This is a genomic window from Bradyrhizobium sp. CCGUVB14 (assembly GCF_024199935.1).
Classification (GTDB): Bacteria; Pseudomonadota; Alphaproteobacteria; order Rhizobiales; family Xanthobacteraceae; genus Bradyrhizobium.
The window spans coordinates 3,517,483-3,534,863 of record NZ_JANADS010000001.1 but is presented as its reverse complement, the minus strand read 5'-3'; the positions used below and the strand labels follow the sequence as shown (position 1 = coordinate 3,534,863).

General features: G+C 64.3%; 14 protein-coding genes. 6 read left to right on the top strand and 8 right to left on the bottom strand.

The features are described from left to right. The first annotated feature begins 3 nt into the window (after positions 1 to 3). Genes NLM32_RS16345 through NLM32_RS16320 form a run of 6 tightly spaced genes read left to right on the top strand, consistent with a single transcriptional unit; the run spans position 4 to position 6,177 of the window. Positions 4 to 714, top strand: coding sequence for a DUF1028 domain-containing protein (locus NLM32_RS16345; protein ID WP_254129968.1), 711 nt, complete (start codon positions 4 to 6; stop codon positions 712 to 714). Then, entirely contained in the window at positions 711 to 1,700 is a 990-nt protein-coding gene (locus tag NLM32_RS16340; RefSeq protein WP_254129967.1) for an ABC transporter ATP-binding protein, read from the top strand. Before NLM32_RS16345 ends, NLM32_RS16340 begins: the two co-directional genes overlap by 4 nt. Further along, the gene (locus NLM32_RS16335) at positions 1,700 to 2,806 is read left to right on the top strand and encodes an ABC transporter ATP-binding protein (RefSeq protein WP_254129966.1); all 1,107 of its coding nucleotides are present in this window, start codon (positions 1,700 to 1,702) and stop codon (positions 2,804 to 2,806) included. The genes NLM32_RS16340 and NLM32_RS16335 overlap by 1 nt, the downstream gene beginning before the upstream one ends. 22 nt (positions 2,807 to 2,828) lie before the next feature. Beyond that, positions 2,829 to 4,337, top strand: coding sequence for an ABC transporter substrate-binding protein (locus NLM32_RS16330; RefSeq protein ID WP_254129965.1), 1,509 nt, complete (start codon positions 2,829 to 2,831; stop codon positions 4,335 to 4,337). A 10-nt stretch (positions 4,338 to 4,347) separates the two neighbouring features. Further along, complete coding sequence (locus tag NLM32_RS16325; protein WP_254129964.1) at positions 4,348 to 5,289, top strand: ABC transporter permease; 942 nt, start codon at positions 4,348 to 4,350, stop codon at positions 5,287 to 5,289. A gap of 3 nt (positions 5,290 to 5,292) precedes the next feature. Further along, entirely contained in the window at positions 5,293 to 6,177 is an 885-nt protein-coding gene (locus NLM32_RS16320; protein WP_254129963.1) for an ABC transporter permease, read from the top strand. Here NLM32_RS16320 and NLM32_RS16315 read toward each other — a convergent pair. The 8 genes from NLM32_RS16315 to NLM32_RS16280 all read right to left on the bottom strand — a co-directional run bounded on the left by NLM32_RS16315 (position 6,174) and on the right by NLM32_RS16280 (position 17,379). Beyond that, complete coding sequence (locus NLM32_RS16315; RefSeq protein ID WP_254129962.1) at positions 6,174 to 6,920, bottom strand: hypothetical protein; 747 nt, start codon at positions 6,918 to 6,920, stop codon at positions 6,174 to 6,176. The genes NLM32_RS16320 and NLM32_RS16315 overlap by 4 nt on opposite strands. A 9-nt stretch (positions 6,921 to 6,929) precedes the next feature. Then, positions 6,930 to 8,180: an adenylate/guanylate cyclase domain-containing protein gene (locus tag NLM32_RS16310; protein ID WP_254129961.1), complete on the bottom strand. Its 1,251-nt coding sequence runs from the start codon at positions 8,178 to 8,180 to the stop codon at positions 6,930 to 6,932. Beyond that, the gene (locus NLM32_RS16305; RefSeq protein WP_254129960.1) at positions 8,177 to 8,566 is read right to left on the bottom strand and encodes a response regulator; all 390 of its coding nucleotides are present in this window, start codon (positions 8,564 to 8,566) and stop codon (positions 8,177 to 8,179) included. Before NLM32_RS16305 ends, NLM32_RS16310 begins: the two co-directional genes overlap by 4 nt. Then, positions 8,563 to 11,157, bottom strand: a complete 2,595-nt coding sequence (locus tag NLM32_RS16300; protein ID WP_254129959.1) for an ATP-binding protein — start codon at positions 11,155 to 11,157, stop codon at positions 8,563 to 8,565. Before NLM32_RS16300 ends, NLM32_RS16305 begins: the two co-directional genes overlap by 4 nt. Positions 11,158 to 11,211: 54 nt before the next feature. Then, on the bottom strand, positions 11,212 to 12,195 hold the full coding sequence (locus NLM32_RS16295; RefSeq protein WP_254129958.1) for an ABC transporter substrate-binding protein: 984 nt from the start codon (positions 12,193 to 12,195) through the stop codon (positions 11,212 to 11,214). Between the two features lie 122 nt (positions 12,196 to 12,317). Next, positions 12,318 to 15,413 carry a MexW/MexI family multidrug efflux RND transporter permease subunit gene (locus tag NLM32_RS16290; protein ID WP_254129957.1) on the bottom strand — a complete coding sequence of 1,032 codons (3,096 nt, stop codon included), beginning with the start codon at positions 15,411 to 15,413 and terminating at the stop codon, positions 12,318 to 12,320. Positions 15,414 to 15,481: 68 nt separating this feature from the next. Beyond that, positions 15,482 to 16,675, bottom strand: coding sequence for an efflux RND transporter periplasmic adaptor subunit (locus tag NLM32_RS16285; protein WP_254135323.1), 1,194 nt, complete (start codon positions 16,673 to 16,675; stop codon positions 15,482 to 15,484). A 2-nt stretch (positions 16,676 to 16,677) separates the two neighbouring features. Then, positions 16,678 to 17,379, bottom strand: a complete 702-nt coding sequence (locus tag NLM32_RS16280; RefSeq protein WP_254135322.1) for a TetR/AcrR family transcriptional regulator — start codon at positions 17,377 to 17,379, stop codon at positions 16,678 to 16,680. Positions 17,380 to 17,381 lie beyond the last annotated feature (2 nt).

Genomic DNA, 17,381 nt, shown 5'->3' with positions numbered 1-17,381 from the left:
CACATGACCTGGTCGATCATTGCGCGCGATTCTGCCACCGGCCAGTTCGGCATTGCGGTCGCGACCCGCTTCTTCGCCGTCGGGGCACGCGTGCCCTACATCGCGGCGGGCCTTGGCGCCATTGCAACCCAAGCTTTCGTCAATCCCTATTACGGGATCGACGGCGTCAAGCTGTTGCGCGAGGGTCTCAACGCCCATGACGTGCTCGCCGCCCTGCTCGCGACCGACGACGGCCGCGAGAGCCGCCAGATCCACATCATGGATGCAAGTGGCGCGATCGACGCGCATACCGGGCGCGATTGCGTCGACTGGTGCGGGCACATCGCAGGAAGCGGCTTTTCGATCGCGGGCAACATGCTCGCCGGCGCCGACGTGCTTGCCGAGACGGCGAAGACCTACATCGCCAATGACAGCCTGCCGTTCCCACGCCGGCTGCTCGCGGCGATGCGCGCCGGCGAAGCCGCCGGCGGCGACAAGCGCGGCAAGCAGTCCGCAGCACTGCTGATCCACGGCGAGGAGGAATGGCCGGCGCTCGACATCCGCGCCGACGATCATCCCGACCCGCTCGGCGAGCTCGAGCGGCTCGAACGGGTCAGCCACGAACTCTGGGTCCACTTCCGCCCGTCCATGCCGACCCGGCGGAACCCGGCCGGCAATACCGATCGCCGCGTCATCGACGCCAGCATCGCCGCGGCACGGGCAAGACAGACATGAGCGCAAGCCCTCTCATCGAGATCAGGGACCTGCGCATCCGCTTTCACGGTGACGACGGCCGCGTCACCCACGCGGTCGACAGCGTCGATCTCAGCGTCGCCAATGGTGCAACGCTCGGCCTCGTCGGTGAATCCGGCTGCGGCAAGAGCGTGACCTCACTGGCGATCATGGGCCTGCTGCCGAAACAGACGACGGAGATATCGGGCGCGATCCGCTTCGACGGTTTCGATCTGCTGAAGACCCCGGACCAGACGCTGCGCGACCTGCGCGGCAACCGGCTCGCGATGATTTTCCAGGAACCGATGACCTCGCTCAACCCGAGCTTCACCATCGGCGACCAGATCATCGAGACCATCTTGCGCCATCGCGGCGGTTCGCGCCGCGGCGCGCGAGACCGCGCGATCGAGCTGTTGCGCCGCGTGCACATCCCCTCGCCCGAGCGTCGGATCGACGAATATCCGCACAAGCTCTCCGGCGGCATGCGCCAGCGCGTCATGATCGCGATGGCGCTCGCCTGCGATCCGCAGCTCCTGATCGCCGACGAGCCGACCACCGCACTCGACGTCACCCTGCAGGCCCAGATCCTGGAACTGATGCGCGAGCTGAAGGCTGCGAGCGGCGCCGCGATCATCTTGATCACCCACGATCTCGGCGTCGTCGCCGAAGTCTGCGATGAAGTCGCGGTGATGTATGCCGGCGAGATCGTCGAGCGCGCGCCGGTCGACGAATTGTTCTCCGCGCCGCAGCATCCCTACACGGTCGGACTGCTCGGCTCCATCCCGCGTCTGGACCATCGCGCCGAACAGCTTGCCACGATCGAAGGCATGGTGCCGAACATGGCACAGCCACCCGCGGGCTGCCGTTTTGCCGCGCGTTGCCCGTTCGTGCTGGACGCCTGCACGAGGGCGCCGCCGCCGCTGGTGGAAGTCAGCCCCGGCCATCTCTCGCGCTGCATCCGTGCACCGCTCGAACTGTTGGTGTCGTGATGGCGCTCCTCGAGGTCAACGGCCTGGTCAAGCATTTCGTCGCCCAGCGGTCGCTGTTCGGCCGGGCGCTGGCCCATGTCAAAGCGGTCGATGGGGTCAGCTTCACGCTCGAAGCCGGCAAGACCCTCGCTTTGGTCGGTGAATCCGGTTGCGGCAAATCCACCGTCAGCCGCCTGGTGCTGCGGCTGATCGAGCCCGATGCGGGCAGCGTGAGGTTCGACGGTCGCGACCTGCTCTCGCTCGATGCCGATGCGCTCCGCAAATTCCGCCGCGAAGCGCAGATCATCTTTCAGGACCCCTACGCCTCGCTCAACCCGCGCATGACGGTCGGCCAGATCCTGACTGAGCCGCTCGCGCTGCACGATCTCGTGCCGCCGGAGCAGCGGCGCGAGCGCGTCGCGGAAATCTTGCGGCTGGTCGGGCTGGAGCCGCGGCTGGCCCGGCGCTATCCGCACGAATTCTCCGGCGGCCAACGCCAGCGCATCGCGATCGCCCGCGCGCTCGCGGTCGAGCCGAAGCTGATCATCTGCGACGAGCCGGTCTCGGCGCTCGACGTCTCGATCCGCTCGCAGATCTTGAATCTGCTGCGCGAGCTGCAGGACCGGCTTGGTCTGGCCTATATCTTCGTTTCGCATGATCTCGCGGTGGTCAAGCACATCGCCGACCGCGTCGCGGTGATGAATCTCGGCGGCATCGTCGAAGAGGCCGATGCGGACGCGTTGTTCGCCGAGCCACGCCATCCGTACAGCCGCGCCCTGTTGTCCGCGATCCCGCTGCCGCAACCTCGCGCGAGGCGGGCCAAGGTCGTGCTGCAAGGCGAGATCCCGAGCGCGCTCAATCCGCCGGCCGGCTGTCGCTTCCACACCCGCTGCCCCTTCGTGATCGACCGCTGCCGTACCGAAGCGCCGGCGCTGGTGGCCGACGAGGCAGGCCACGCCACCGCCTGCCATCGCGCCAGCGAGTTACCTCCGGCCGACAGCATCCTGCCCACCGCGGGCGGCTTCACGCCGGAACTGGCAAAATTAGTCGCAGCCTTCAGCCGAAAGACGGAAGGCGCAAGCCCGGTCGGGGTTGGTATACAGAGTGCAAGGCCTACAACGCCGTAGCCGAAGCAATGGGGACTGTCCGATGAAGATGTTTCGCTTGGCCGCAACCGCGGCTGCGTTCCTGCTGTCGCTTGGTGCCGCCCAGGCGCAGACCACGTTGCGCATCGGCCTTGCCGAGGACCCGGATATCCTCGATCCCTCGATGGCGCGCACCTATGTCGGCCGCATCGTGTTCGCGGCATTCTGCGACAAGCTGTTCGACATCGACGAGAAGCTCAACATTGTGCCCCAGCTCGCGCTGTCGAGCGAGACCGCCGACGACGGCAAGGCGCTCGTCATCAAGCTGCGTCCCGGCGTGAAATTCCACGACGGCGAGCCGTTCGACGCGGAGGCCGCCAAATTCTCGCTGGAGCGCCATCTGACCCTCCCCGGCTCGTTCCGCAAGCCGGAGCTTGCCTCGGTCGACCACATCGATGTCGTCGATCCCCTCACCGTCAAGCTGGTGCTGAAATCGCCGTTCTCGCCGCTGCTAGCCCAGCTCACGGATCGCGCCGGCATGATGATGTCGCCGAAGGCGGCAAAGGCAGCCGGTGACAAGTTCGGCCTGCACCCGGTCTGCGCCGGCCCCTACAAATTCGTCGAGCGCGTGCAGCAGGACCGCATCGTGTTCGAGAAGTTCGCGGACTACTGGAACAAGGACAACGTCTTCATCGACAAGATCGTGTTCCAGCCCATCGTCGACGCCACCGTGCGGCTTGCGAATTTGAAATCCGGCGGCCTCGATCTGATCGAGCGCGTGCTCGCCACCGACCTCAAGGAGGTGCGCGCCGATTCACGGCTGAAGGTCGCCACCGCCATCGAGCTCGGCTATCAGGGCATCACGCTCAACATCGGCAAGGACAAGGCCAAGGGACCGCTGAGCCAGTCCGCCAAGGTACGGCAGGCCCTCGATCTTGCCATCGATCGCGAGGCGATCAACCAGGTCGTGTTCAACGGCGAGTTCCAGGTCGGCAATCAATGGGTCAATCCCGATCATCCCTATTACCAAAAGGGCTTGCCGGTCCGCCCCCGCAATTTGGAGAAGGCCAAGGCGCTCTTGAAGGAAGCCGGCGTGACGCCGCCGGTCAGCGTCGACTTCCTGGTGCCGAAGGGCGCGGAGACGGAGACACCGGCGCAGGTCATCCAGTCGATGGCCGCGGAAGCCGGCTTCGACATGAAGATCCGCGTCACCGAATTCGCAACCGGGCTCAAGCAGGCCGAATCCGGCGATTACCAGGCCTTCATGCTCGCCTGGAGCGGCCGCGTCGATCCTGACGGCAACACCTTCGTCTTCCTGCACAGCGGAGCGCCGCAGAACTACGGCGACTGGAACAATCCGCAGGCCGACAAGGCACTGGAAGACGCACGGCTCGTGACCGACCTCGATAAGCGCAAGGCGAGCTATGAAGTGCTGGCCAAGCTGGCCCAGGACGAGGAGCCGATCCTCTACCTCTATCACCGCCGCATCATCATTGCGCACACCACCAAGCTCGAGGGTTACAAGCAGATGCCCGACGGCCTCGTGCGCGTCGTCGGCCTCAAGCTGAAGTGACGCGGCAGCGATGCTGAACTTCCTCGCCCGCCGGCTTGCGCAGATCGTACCGACATTGTTCTTCGTGTCGGTGCTGATCTTCTCGCTGCAGCAATTGCTGCCGGGCGATCCCGCACTGGTGATGGCGGGCGAAGAGCGCGATCCGGCCGTGATCGAGCAGATCCGCCACCAATACCGGCTCGATCAGCCGGTCCCCGTGCAGTACGCCTACTGGATGAAGGGCGTGCTATCAGGCGATTTCGGCGAATCCCTGCGCAACAAGATGCCGGTGCGCGAGCTGATTGCGCAAAAGCTGCCGGTGACGCTGCAGCTCGGCTCGATGGCGATCATCATCGCCTTCCTGATCGGCATTCCCGCCGGGATCGTCGCCGCCGTGAAGAAGGGAACGGCCTGGGATTACGGCGCCAATTTCTTCGCGCTGTGGGGCATCTCGACGCCGAACTTCTGGCTCGGCATCATGCTGATCTTCCTGTTCTCGATCGAGCTCGGCTGGCTGCCGGCCTCGGGCTATGTGCCGCTGACCGAGAACTGGCGCGCGAGCCTGGCTGCCACCATCATGCCCGCCTTCGTGCTCGGCAACGCGATTGCCGCGGTCCTGATGCGCCATACCCGCAGCGCCATGCTCCAGGTGCTGGAAAGCGATTACGTCCGTACAGCGCGCGCGAAGGGTCTCTCCGAGCGCTCCGTGATCCTGAAACATGCCATGCGCAACGCGCTGACACCGATCATCACGCTCGGCGCGCTCGAGCTCGGCACGCTGCTGTCCGGCGCCGTGCTGACCGAACAGATCTTCTCCATTCCCGGCTTCGGCAAGCTGATCGTGGACGCGGTGTTCAACCGCGACTATGCCGTTGTGCAGGGCGTGGTGCTGGTGACCGCCACGGTCTACATCACGCTCAATCTGGTTGCCGATGTCGCCTATATCCTCGTCAATCCGCGGCTGAGGGGCTAGGCCATGACCGACGCCGCCCTGTCCGGCCCCCTTGCGCAAGCCGACGAGTTGGACAGCCCGGCACGCCGCGCACGGCGCCGCCTGTTCAAGCGCAAGGCGGCGGTCGCGGGCCTCGTGGTCCTCGTCATCTTCATCCTGCTCGCGTTGCTGGCGCCTCTGATCGTGCCCTACGATCCAATCGCGACGAGCTGGAGCCTGGTGCGCAAGCCGCCCACGATGGCGCACTGGTTCGGCACCGACGAGCTCGGCCGCGATATCCTGAGCCGCGTCGTCTACGGCGCGCGCGCCTCGCTGCTGGCCGGCCTGATCTCGGTCGCGATCGCGCTCGGCATCGGCGTGCCGCTTGGCCTCGTCGCCGGCTATCGCGGTGGCTTCCTCGATGCGCTGATCAGCCGGATCACCGACGCGATGCTGGCCTGCCCGTTCCTGATCCTGGCGATTGCGCTGGCGGCGTTCCTCGGTCCGAGCCTTGGCAACGCCATGATCGCGATCGGCATCTCGGCGACGCCCATCTTTGTCCGCCTGACCCGCGGCCAGGTGCTGAGCGTCAAGGCCGAGGACTATGTCGAAGCGGCGCGTGCACTCGGCAACCCGTCCTGGCGCATCGCCGTCTCGCACATCCTGCCGAACATCCTGCCCGCACTGCTGGTTCAGGCGACGCTCTCGATCGCGGCCGCGATCATCGCAGAAGCCGCGCTGTCGTTCCTCGGCCTCGGCCAGCAGCCGCCGGCGCCGTCCTGGGGCAGCATGCTCAACGCAGCGCAACGCTTCCTGACCCAGGCGCCCTGGATGGCGATCTGGCCGGGGCTGGCGATCTTCCTCGTGGTGCTGTCGTTGAACCTGCTCGGCGACGGCCTGCGCGACGCGCTCGATCCGCGCCAGCGCTAAATGACGCTCTCGCGCATCACGCGGCGGCAATCCATCTCGTATTCGAGATCGACCACCGGCGGCCGCGCGAAATGCCAGGTGAGGCCCGAGCGCAACGCGCCACGCCGAACCAGTTCGTCGACCAGCGCGTGATGGAAGTCGTGCACGGAATAGGCCTGCACGCCGGTGGTGTCCTTCCAGCCGAATCCGAACGCCGTCATCCGGTTCTCCATCTGGGACGTCGTGGTGAACCGGACCTTCTCGCGCAAACCCTCCGGACTGAGGTCGCGGTAGCGGACCGTGCGCTCGACATAGGTGCCGCTGCCCTCGCGCGCCTCGGCGCCGCCGGCAATGACGAAGGACGGCGCTTTGGAGTTTGTCGGGCGCGTGAAGGAGAACGCGTAGAACGACGGCTCGGCTGGAGGATCGAGTTCCGGACAGACGTTGCTGCGCGCCACCGGATTGGTGGTGCCGTCGAAGATGCCCCACTCCGAGAGCGTCTTGACGTAATGCAGGTTGAACGCGCGAAACCCCTCCTCGCTGAAGGCAGCCGGCGAGCGCAGCTCGCAGGCACAGAAGGCCGTCAACGGCCGCCCCGCCTCCTGAATGAACTTTGCCGCAAGCGCAAACCCCTCGGCCAGGGGCACGAGGCGATCGAACCGGACGCGCTCGATCTCATAGCCATCGTCGGCGGCCGCACCAGCCGAATACTGGAACACGGAGGGAATGAACCGATAGTTGCCGGCGGAGAATTCACGAATCATGACGGACTCCTAATCCAATTGAATGCGGACGCCCTTGCCGCCGTTGAGCAGGCGCCTCAGGTGAAATCCGGCGAGCGGATCATCGGCGTGCGCGCCGACCAGCGCGGCAAAGGCCGGCATGGCCGTGGCGTCACCGGCTTCCATCCTGGCAAAGGCCTCGGAATACTGGGCCGTCCCGGGCGCCTCGAACCTTTCACGCTGCAGTGGCTCAAACGCGCGCAGCGGCTCGCTGCGCCCGCGCAGCATCAGATCGCCGACGGGACGCCCCTGAAAATTCTCGGCGGCCTCTGCGACACTGGAGCTGACACAGATGCGGGTACCAAGCTGCTTGTTCGCGGCTTCCAGCCGCGCCGCAATGTTGATCGTGTCCCCATACGCGGTGTAATCGAAGAAGCGATTGCCGCCGAAATTGCCGACCAGCGCGGAGCCGGCGTGAATGCCGATGCGGGTGGTGCCGAAGTTCACGCCCTTTGCGCCCTGCCGTGCGCAAAAATCCTGCGCCCAGGCATCGAGATCATGGGCGCAGGCAACGGCACGCGTCGCGTAGTCCGGCTGATCGCCGGGCGCATTGAACAGCACCTGGATCGCGTCGCCGATGATTTTTGCGACCGTCCCGTCATGCGAGAAGACCACCTCGGTCATCCCGCCGACATACTCGTTGAGGAGCGCGCCCAACGTCTCGGGCGGCGCGGTCTCGACCAGCGAGGTGAAGCCGGTGATATCGGTGAAAATGGTCGCGACATCGCGCCACTGCACCGCGATCCCCTCACCCTCGCCGCCGGCCGCCAGACGCTTGGCAAGATCCGGCGAGAAATGGCGCGACAATGCGGCATGAGCCCGCTCGGCCTCCGCCTGGCGGCGCCTCACCTCGCGCAACATCTCGATGTGACGCAGGGTCTTGTCGATCGTGGTCTCGAGGTCGGCGAAGTCGATCGGCTTGGTCAGGAAATCGAACGCGCCACGGTTCATGGCGGTGCGGATGTTGCTCATGTCGCCGTAGGCCGACACGATGATGGTCGACTTCTTCTCCTCGGCTTCCTGCAGCTTCTGCAGCAGCGACAGCCCGTCCATCCGGGGCATGTTGATGTCGGAGACCACCATATCGACTTGGGGATTCTGCTCGAGCGACTCCAGCGCCTCCAGGCCGTCGCGCGCGAACATGATGGCGACAAGCCCGTCGCGAATCTTCCTGCGGAATTTTTGCAGGATCAGCGCCTCGAGGTCGGGCTCGTCGTCGACGAAGAGGATGGTCGGAGTCATGCCGCCTGCTCGAGCCTTGTGTCGATCTGCTGCCGCAGCAACGCAAAATCGATCGGCTTGGTGAGGAGCCCGGTGGCGCCGCGCTCGATCGCCTTGCGGCGCGTCTCGGCATCGCCGTACGCCGTGATCATGATGACCGGAACATTCGGATGCTCGGCGCGCACTTTGGGCAGCATGTCGAGCCCGCTCATGCCGGGCATGTTGATATCGGACAGGATCAGGATCAACGAGGGGTCGCGAACCTCGGCCGCGAGCTTCAGCGCATCGGGCGCCGAGGGCGCGAATTCCATCTGGAAACGGCCGGCGCGCAGGTCGCGCCGGAATTGCTGCCGGAACAGCGCCTCGACATCGGGCTCGTCATCGACGACCAGGATGTAAACGTTCACGTCTTGCCTCCGGAAGTACTGCCTGCCGACATGACGCGTGGCAGGGTGATGATGAATTCGGTGAATACACCGGGCTCGGTGGTCACGTCGATCGTGCCGCCGTGCTGTTTCACGACGATGTCATGGCTCATGGACAGACCAAGCCCGGTGCCCTCACCGGCCGGCTTGGTGGTGAAGAAGGGATTGAACATTTTCTCCTTCACGTCCTGCGGAATGCCCGTGCCGTTGTCGCGGATCCGGATCTCGACCTTGCCGCCGAGATTCTTCGTCGCGGCGCTCAGCGTCGGCTCGAATCCATCGGCACTGCTTTCCTTGCGCTTGGTCGCGGCATAGAAGCCGTTCGAGATCAGATTGAGGAAGACGCGGGTGATTTCCTGCGGATAGACGTCAACCATCCCGGCGGTCGGATCGAGGTCACGCTGGAGCGTCACGTTGAACGACGGCCGTTCGGCGCGCGCGCCGTGATAGGCGAGATTGAGGCTCTCCTCCACGATCGTATTGATGTCGGCGAGGCGATGCTCGCCGGAGCCCTCCCGCGAGTGCAGCAGCATATTCCTGACGATGGAATCGGCGCGCTTGCCGTGCTGCACCACTTTCTCGAGATTTCCCCGCAGCATGCCGGTCAGCTCGTCCACCTCGTCCTTTGTTTTGCCGTCGAGCGACGCCGTTTGCAGGACCTCGTTGAGCTCGTCGATCAGCTCGGTCGAGATCGACGAGAAATTGTTGACGAAGTTGAGCGGGTTCTTGATCTCGTGGGCGATGCCGGCCGTGAGCTGGCCGAGCGACGCGAGCTTCTCGGTCTGGATCAGCCGGCCTTGAGCTGCGCGCAACTCATCGAGGGATTGCGAGAGCTCCATCGTGCGCTTGCGCAACTCGTTCAGCAGCCGCGCATTCTCGATGGCGATGACGGCTTGCTTCGTGAAATTCTCGACGACGGAGATCTGCTTGTCGGTGAACGGACGGACTTCCTTGCGATAGACCGCGATTGTGCCGATCAGCTCGCTCTCCTTCAGCATCGGCACGACGACGATCGTGCGGGCGCCGGCCACATCGGAGATTCCGCGGATGCTGGGTCCTCCGGCAATATAGGCAGGCGTGCTTTGGACATCGTGAACGTGGACGACCTGATGTGTCCTGACAACGGTCGCGAGCGCACTCTCCGGATGAGGACGGATCGCCACATCCCGTCGCGAAGCGGCGAACGCAGGCGGCACGTTGTAGTCAGCCGCGATGGTGAAGCCTTCGCCGTCCCACAGATTCATGATCCCGAAACTCGCGCCACAGACGCGCGTGGCATTCTCGAGCAATTTGTCGAACACCGGCCCGAGTTCGCCCGGAGACGAACTGATCACCTGCAGGACTTCCGACGTCGCCGTCTGCTGCTCCAGCGACTCCCTCAATTCAGCCGTTCGGACCTCGACCTTCTTTTCCAAATCCGCATAGGATTCCTGCAACCGTTCGCCCATGTGATTGAACTGGTCCGCGAGCTCCTCGAGCTCGTCGCCGGTCTTGATCGAGATTCGCTGGGCGAAGTCGCCACCGCCGATCCGTTCGGCGCCGCTGCGCAGCGCCTGGATCGGCCCGACCATGCGGCGCGCGAGGAATATTCCAGCGAGCACCGCGAAGATCGAGGCCGCGAGCAGCACGATTGCCAGCCGTTCCAGCGACGCATAGAGCGTCGCATAGGCTTCCTCGACCGGCAGCTCGACGAACATGGTCCAGCCGAGCGGGGCGATCGGCGCTGACGCCGTCAGAACCTTCTGCCCCTGGATGTTGGTCGCTTCCTGCAAGGCGTCCGGCATGACGCCGCCGCCAGCGAGCGCAGCACGCACCTGCGCCAACCCCGACAGGTCGGTGTTGCGCAGAACGAGGCTGATATCGGGATGCGCGATCAGTCGCCCCTCCGGGCCGACCACATAGGCATGCCCGTGCTCGCCGACCTTGATCTGGGACACGACATCCCAGATCAGCTTGAGATTGACCTCTGCAATGCTGACGCCCGCATCCTTGCGGGCACCGGCCTGCGCCAGCGTCATGTAGGGCTCTGACTCCCGGCGGAAATAAACCGGCCCGTAATAGACCTTGTGCGCGACGGCTTCGGTGAACTTCGGGTCGTTCGACAGGTCGATGCCGCTGTCGATCGCGTCCATCGCCAGCCGCGAAACCCGCAACCGCTCCCTGCCGGACGCGTCGACCTGGGCCAGTTCAGTGATCGCCGGCACCTGACGCAGCAGCCGCAGCGCGTCAAACCGGCGCGGCTCGATCGAGCCCGCCGACCATGGCAGTTGCGTGGTCCAGCCGAGCTGGCTCTCGATCTCCTTGACGAACTGGCTGATCTTGGCGGCTGCCGCCTCGGCCTGCTCGTGCTGGACCCGGATCAGCGAGGCCTTGTGCTCCCGATAGTAGAAGAAGACCTCGAACAGGCCATTGGCCAGCAGGGCGACGGCGACCACGACCACAAACAACGCGACATATTTGGTGAACAGCCGGGTCCTGATCCCCCGTCCCGCCTCGCCGGAGGCGACGCCGTCCGCAGCCGCGCGCGGCAGCGGCCTGGTTTGTGGGGTATCGGGATGGACGGAAATGCTCATTGCCCCAAGCCTATCAAGAAGGCCGGACCTTGTCTCTCGCTGCAGCGCACAAGGTTACTCGATCACCTCGTCGGCAAGTGCCAGCATGGTCGGGGGAATTTCAAGTCCGGTCGCTCTCGCCGTCTTGAGATTGAGCACCAAGGGATAGCGGGTCGGCAGCTCGAACGGCAGGTCGCCGGGATTTGCCCCGTTGAAAATGCGAGCGACCAGCGCGGCCGCGCGCTCGAAGGATTCCGACGAATCCGCACCATAGGACATCAGTCCACCGTCGCGGGCGAATTCGTCGAATTCGTAGATCGCCGGCAGCTTCCGGACGGCGGCGAACTCGAACACGCGCTCGCGATTGAGAATGGTCAGCGCGTCCGCCACCATCAGAATGCCATCGGGCGGATCGCTGTTCATCGCCGAAAAGGCTTCGTCGAAATCGTCGGGCTCGCGCACGCCGAGCGCTTGCACGGCTAGCCCAAGTGCCTGGGCCGCTTTCGCGGACGCCTGATAGCGCATGGTCATGCCGAGGTCGTCCTTGTTCCAGAGCATCGCGACCTTGGTCAGCTTCGGCGACACCTCTTTGAGCAACGACAGCCGCTTGGCGCCGAGTGTCGCCGCGACGTCCGAAATGCCGGTGATCTTGCCGCCCGGATGCGCAAGGCTCTCGATCAGCCTGGTCTCGACGGGATCACCGACGCCACTGGCCGCGACAGTCGCGATGCCGGCCGCTTTGGCGGCCATTGCCGTCGGGTAGCCGATGATCACGATGACATCGACGTTCTTGGCCTGCAGCTCTGCGATCAGCGCGGGCAGCATCGTGACGTCGCCAAGCGCGCCCCGCGCTTCAAAGGTCAAATTCTGACCGAGCTTGAACCCGCGCTCCTCGAGCACCTTGATCAGGATCTTGCCGCCCCGGCTCTCCGCCGTGACCGGCGCGATCGGCGTCACCGTGCCAAGGCGAAAAATGCGGCCCGGCGTATCCGCCAATGCCATGCCCGACCGCGCAAGTGCCGTCCCGCCGAGCACCGCCAGAAATTCGCGTCTTTTCATCCGACGACCTGCCCAGGCGCCCACTCCGGGCGCTCCAGCCATCATATTACCGGATATCGCGCGACAAAAAAAAGCGGCAACAGCGATGGCTGTTGCCGCTTCGCACGCAAATCGGGCTTGGGTCAGGTCGGCCGCAGCGCCTTGGCCCCGACGTCGAGTTCATTGACCTGCTTGTTACGCTCGGAATCGGCCGCAGCGCGATGGTCGGTCGCCAGCACGACGTAGACCGCCGGCAGCACGAACAGGGTGAACAGCGTGCCGATCGACATGCCCGCGACGACCACGAGGCCGATCGAGAAGCGGCTGGCCGCGCCGGCGCCGGTTGCCGTCAGCAGCGGGATCAGACCCGTGACCATCGCGGCCGTCGTCATCAGGATCGGCCGCAGGCGGATACGGGCCGACATTTCGATGGCCGAGCGGCGGTCGAGCCGCTCGTTGACCTGGAGCTCGTTGGCGAACTCCACCATCAGGATGCCGTGCTTGGTGATCAGGCCAACCAGGGTGAGCAGGCCGACCTGCGTATAGATGTTCATGGTCGCCACACCGAAGAACAGCGGGATCAGCGCTCCCACGATCGCCATCGGCACCGAGATCATGATCACCAGCGGATCACGCAAGCTCTCGAACTGCGCGGCGAGCACCAGGAAGATGATGACCAGCGCGAAACCGAAGGTGATCGCGAGCTGATTGCCTTCCTGAACATACTGCCGGCTATCCGCGAGATAATCGTGGCTGAAGCCCTGCGGCATCTTCTTGGCTTCGCCCTCGAGGAAGTCCACCGCAGCGCCGACTGTCACGCCGGGCATCGGCACCGCCGAGAACGTCGCCGAGTTGAGCTGATTGTAGTGCGTCAGTGAGTTCGGGTCGGTCTTGGTCTTGATCGAAACCACCGTGGACAGCGGAAGCTGCTGTCCGGTGGTGGTGGTCACATAGTAGCCGCCGAGCGATTCCGGCGAGAGGCGATCGCTACGCGGCACCTGCGGGATCACCTGATAGGACCGGCCCTCGAGATTGAAGCGGTTGATGTAGTTGCCGCCGAGCAGAACCGCGAGCGTAGAGCCGAGGTTCTGCATGTTGACGCCGAGATCCTGCGCCTTGGTGCGGTCGATCGTGACCTCCACGTTCGGCTGGTTATAGGCGAGGTCGCTGTCGGAGACGATGAACATGCCGCTCTTGCGGGCAGCGTCCTTCAGCTTCTCCATCTGCTCAAAGACGGTCTGGTAGCCCGCGGTGGAGTTGATGACCATCTGCACCGGCAGACCGCCCGGACCACCCGGCAACGGCGGCAGGTTGAACGCGAAGGCCTGCACGCCCTCGATCTTGGAGAGCTCGGCCTGCACCAGCGGCTTCAGCGCGATAGACGAACGCTTGCGCTCGTCCCACGGCTTCAGGAGCATGCCGGCGATCCCGCCCTGCGGACCGTTGATGCCGTTCAGCACGAAACGCAGATCAGTCTCGGGGAATTTCTGGAACTCCTTGTCGAGCTTGTCGCCGTAGAAATCGACATAGTCGATGTTGGCGTATTTCGGCGCCTTGGTCACCGCGAACACGATGCCCTGATCTTCCTCGGGCGCCAGCTCCTTCGAGGTGTGCATATAGAGAAAGCCGACGAGCCCGAGGATCGTGATCGCGAACAGGCCGGTGATGGCCTTGTAGTCGAGCGAGCGGTCGAGCCTGCGGCCGTACCAACGCGTCAGCGCGCCAAACACCTTGTTGACGAGCTTGGCGAAACGGCCCTCTTCGGTGTTCTTGAGCAGCACCGAGCACATCATCGGCGACAGCGTCAGCGCGATCACGCCCGACACGATCACCGAGCCGGCGAGCGTGAAGGCGAATTCGCGGAACAGCGAACCGGTGAGGCCACCGAGGAAGCCGATCGGGGCATACACCGCCGCGAGCGTGATGGTCATCGAGACGACGGGGCCGACGATTTCGCGCGCGCCTTCGAGCGAGGCCTGGACGGGCGTCTTGCCCTCCTCCAGATGGCGATGGATGTTCTCCACCACCACGATGGCGTCGTCGACCACAAGGCCGATCGCAAGCACCATCGCGAGCAGGGTCAGCAGGTTGAAGCTGAAGCCCAGCGCCAACATCAGCGTGCAGACGCCGATCATGGACAGCGGGATGGTGACGACCGGAATGATGACGGAGCGGAACGACGCCAGGAACAGGAAGATCACCACGATCACGATGATGATCGCTTCGCCGAGCGTCTTCTCCACCTCGTCGATCGAGGATTGGATGAACTTGGTCGAGTCGTAGGCGACCTTCATCTTCATCGACGGCGGCAGATTGCGCTCGAGCTCCGGGAACAGCGCCCGCACGCCCTTGACCAGCGTCAGCGGATTGCCTTGCGGCGTCGCGTTCACGCCGATGAAGATCGCATGCTCGCCATTGAAGGCGACGCTCGCGTCGGTGCTCTGCGCCGCGAGTTCGACCGTGGCGATATCCTCCATCCGGACAAAGCCACCGTCCTTGGCCTTGACGATCATCTTCCGGAACTGGTTGACGTCGGTCAGGCTGGTGTTCGTCGAGATGTTGGAAACGATGAGATAGCCTTTGGTCTGTCCCGCCGCCGACTGGAAGTTATTGGCCGTAATCGCGGTCGCGACATCGCCCGGCGATACGTTGCGGCCGGCCATCTTCACGGGGTCAAGCCACAGCCGCATGGCAAAGGTCTGGCCACCCAGAATGTCGGCCGAGGCCACGCCATCGACGGTCGACAGCACCGGCTGCACCACGCGCGTCAGATAATCGGAGATGGCCGAGCCCGATAGCTCCTCGGAGGAGAAGCCCAGATACATCACGGCCGTGGTCTGGCCGGTTGTCTTGGTGACGATCGGGTCGTTCGATTCCTTCGGAATCAGGTACTTGACCGAGTTCGTCTTCGCGAGCACCTCGGTGAGCGCCTGGTTCGGATCGAAGTTCAGCTTGATGTAGACCTGAATCGTCGAGGTGCCGAGCACCGAGGACGAGGTCATGTAATCAACGCCTTCAGCCGAGGCGACCGCCTGCTCGATCGGCGTCGTGATGAAGCCCTGGATCAGGTCCGCGGACGCGCCGGGATAAACGGTCGTGATGTTGATGACCGTGTTCGAAAGCTTCGGATACTGCCGGATCGGCAGCACCATCGCCGCGCGCAGACCGATCAGCAGGATCAGCAGGCTGACGACGACCGACAGAACCGGGCGCTTGATGAAAATATCAGTAAAGGCCATCGCGGCGATCTCGATTTCTAAGTCTCAAGAAACGTGATCCGGCCAGGCCGGATCACGCGAGTGTATTGTCAGTAGCGCGGCGGTTGCGCCGGGATCTGCGGAGACGGGTCGGTCGAAATCGCAACGGCAGCACCCGATTGCAGCTTGAGCTGACCGACGGCGACGACCTTGTCGCCAGGCTTGACGCCCTTGATGATTTCGACGCGACCGTTCACCCGGTTGCCGGTCTGAACGAACGTGCGCACCGCGCTCAGGCTGGTCTTGCCGTCCTCTTCCTTCTTCTCGGTGATCACGAATACGGAGTCGCCATACAGCGTGTAGTCAACGGCCGTTTCCGGAACGGTGATCACGGCCGGCTTCTCCGGCAGCACCACCGTGGTGCTCACGAACATGCCCGGCTTCAGGATCTTCTCCGGATTGGCGATGGTTGCCTGCACGCGGATGTTGCGCGTGTCGGTCGCGATCTGCGGCTCGATCGTGGTGATCTTGCCGTCGAAGGTACGGCCCGGATAGGCGTCGACCTTCAACCGGACCACTTGTCCGACCTTGAGGTTGGCGGAGTCCTTTTCCGTCACCGTGAAGTTCGCCCACAGCTCCGACAGATCGGTCAGCGAGACGATCGCCGTGCCTGCCGTGAGATATTGTCCGACCTCGACCTTGCGGACGCCGAGATCGCCGGAGAACGGTGCGCGCACCAGCTTCTGCGAGATCAGCGCTTCGGTCTTGGCGATGCCTGCCAGCGCCTGGTCATAAGATGCTTGTGCCTGGTCGACCGTCGCCTGCGGACCAAACTGGCGCGAGGCCAGCTGCTTGGCGCGATCGAGCGACAGCTGCGCGACGGTCGCCTGCGCCTTGAAGTTGGCGAGGTCGCCCTGGTCCGGCGCGTCGAACAGCTGCACCAGCGGCATGCCGGCTTCGACATGGGCACCCGGCTCGAACTTGATCTCGGTGACGCGACCGTTGACGTCGGCGCTGACGTCGACCTGATGCACGGCAACGAGGCTGCCGACTGCGGTCAGCAGGTTCGGCACCACCTCCGACTTCGCTTCCGCCGCGCTGACTGCGGTCGGCGGCGGCTTGTTGTTGGCGAAGAACTGCTTGATCATCTGGCCACGGAAATAATTGAACCAGACGAGGCCACCGACCAGCGCGCCGAGGAGCGTGCCGATGATGATGAACCAGAGCACCGGCCGGACCGGGCGCTTGGGAGCCTTGCTGTCGATCGGTTCGCCCGAAATCTTGTTTTCGGCTACGATGTTCATTGTCATGCGCTTTCTGCAATCGCCGTCTTGCCGACACCCGTGGCCTGATCGCGGCCCAGATGCGAAGCAATTGCGGCGTCGTTAAGTCCGATGCCTCTCAGGAGAAACTCACAGAGCTGCCGCTCCAACTCGTTCGCCCTGCCGTAAGCGAGACAAGGCACGGACGGCAGCCTGGTCAGCGCAGCGGTCATCACCGTGTGATGCGCAAACCAGAACAGGTTGAGCGGTTCATTGCCACAAGCCCGCGCATCGCCGGCGGCGACCGCGCGTTCGAGCGAGGCGACGAAGACGGCTCCGATCAGCGTCTCGATCTTGGCATATAGCAAACGCGCGAATTCGCCGTCATCCAGATGACTGGTGGCCATCAGTCGCAGGCGTTGGGCCTCCTCCTGGTCGGGGCCGTCGGCGATCTGCAGGAAGTGCTGGACCATGCCGCGGATCAGTTCGACCAGGGTGGCCGTCGACGGCTCCCGCTCGAGGAGTTCGGTTAGCGCCGGGTCCGCCTCGCACTCGTCGCTGAGGATTTCGGCATAGAGTGCCGCCTTGGACGGGAAGTGCTTGAACAGCAGCGCCTCGGAAATGGCAGCAGCGGCCGCCACGCTCTTCGTCGTGGTGCCGTTATAGCCGTGTCGGGCAAAGCAGCGTTTCGCGGCTCCGAGGATCAATTGACGCCTCAGGTCGCTCGTCATACGCAATGAGCTCATGT

What these genes read in the sequence shown, in the direction of transcription:
- NLM32_RS16345 (WP_254129968.1), top strand. Translation starts at nt 4, where the DNA reads ATGACCTGGTCGATCATTGCGCGCGATTCTGCCACCGGCCAGTTCGGC.
- NLM32_RS16340 (WP_254129967.1), top strand. Translation starts at nt 711, where the DNA reads ATGAGCGCAAGCCCTCTCATCGAGATCAGGGACCTGCGCATCCGCTTT.
- NLM32_RS16335 (WP_254129966.1), top strand. Translation starts at nt 1,700, where the DNA reads ATGGCGCTCCTCGAGGTCAACGGCCTGGTCAAGCATTTCGTCGCCCAG.
- NLM32_RS16330 (WP_254129965.1), top strand. Translation starts at nt 2,829, where the DNA reads ATGAAGATGTTTCGCTTGGCCGCAACCGCGGCTGCGTTCCTGCTGTCG.
- NLM32_RS16325 (WP_254129964.1), top strand. Translation starts at nt 4,348, where the DNA reads ATGCTGAACTTCCTCGCCCGCCGGCTTGCGCAGATCGTACCGACATTG.
- NLM32_RS16320 (WP_254129963.1), top strand. Translation starts at nt 5,293, where the DNA reads ATGACCGACGCCGCCCTGTCCGGCCCCCTTGCGCAAGCCGACGAGTTG.
- NLM32_RS16315 (WP_254129962.1), bottom strand. Translation starts at nt 6,920, where the DNA reads ATGATTCGTGAATTCTCCGCCGGCAACTATCGGTTCATTCCCTCCGTG.
- NLM32_RS16310 (WP_254129961.1), bottom strand. Translation starts at nt 8,180, where the DNA reads ATGACTCCGACCATCCTCTTCGTCGACGACGAGCCCGACCTCGAGGCG.
- NLM32_RS16300 (WP_254129959.1), bottom strand. Translation starts at nt 11,157, where the DNA reads ATGAGCATTTCCGTCCATCCCGATACCCCACAAACCAGGCCGCTGCCG.
- NLM32_RS16295 (WP_254129958.1), bottom strand. Translation starts at nt 12,195, where the DNA reads ATGAAAAGACGCGAATTTCTGGCGGTGCTCGGCGGGACGGCACTTGCG.
- NLM32_RS16290 (WP_254129957.1), bottom strand. Translation starts at nt 15,413, where the DNA reads ATGGCCTTTACTGATATTTTCATCAAGCGCCCGGTTCTGTCGGTCGTC.
- NLM32_RS16285 (WP_254135323.1), bottom strand. Translation starts at nt 16,675, where the DNA reads ATGAACATCGTAGCCGAAAACAAGATTTCGGGCGAACCGATCGACAGC.
- NLM32_RS16280 (WP_254135322.1), bottom strand. Translation starts at nt 17,379, where the DNA reads ATGAGCTCATTGCGTATGACGAGCGACCTGAGGCGTCAATTGATCCTC.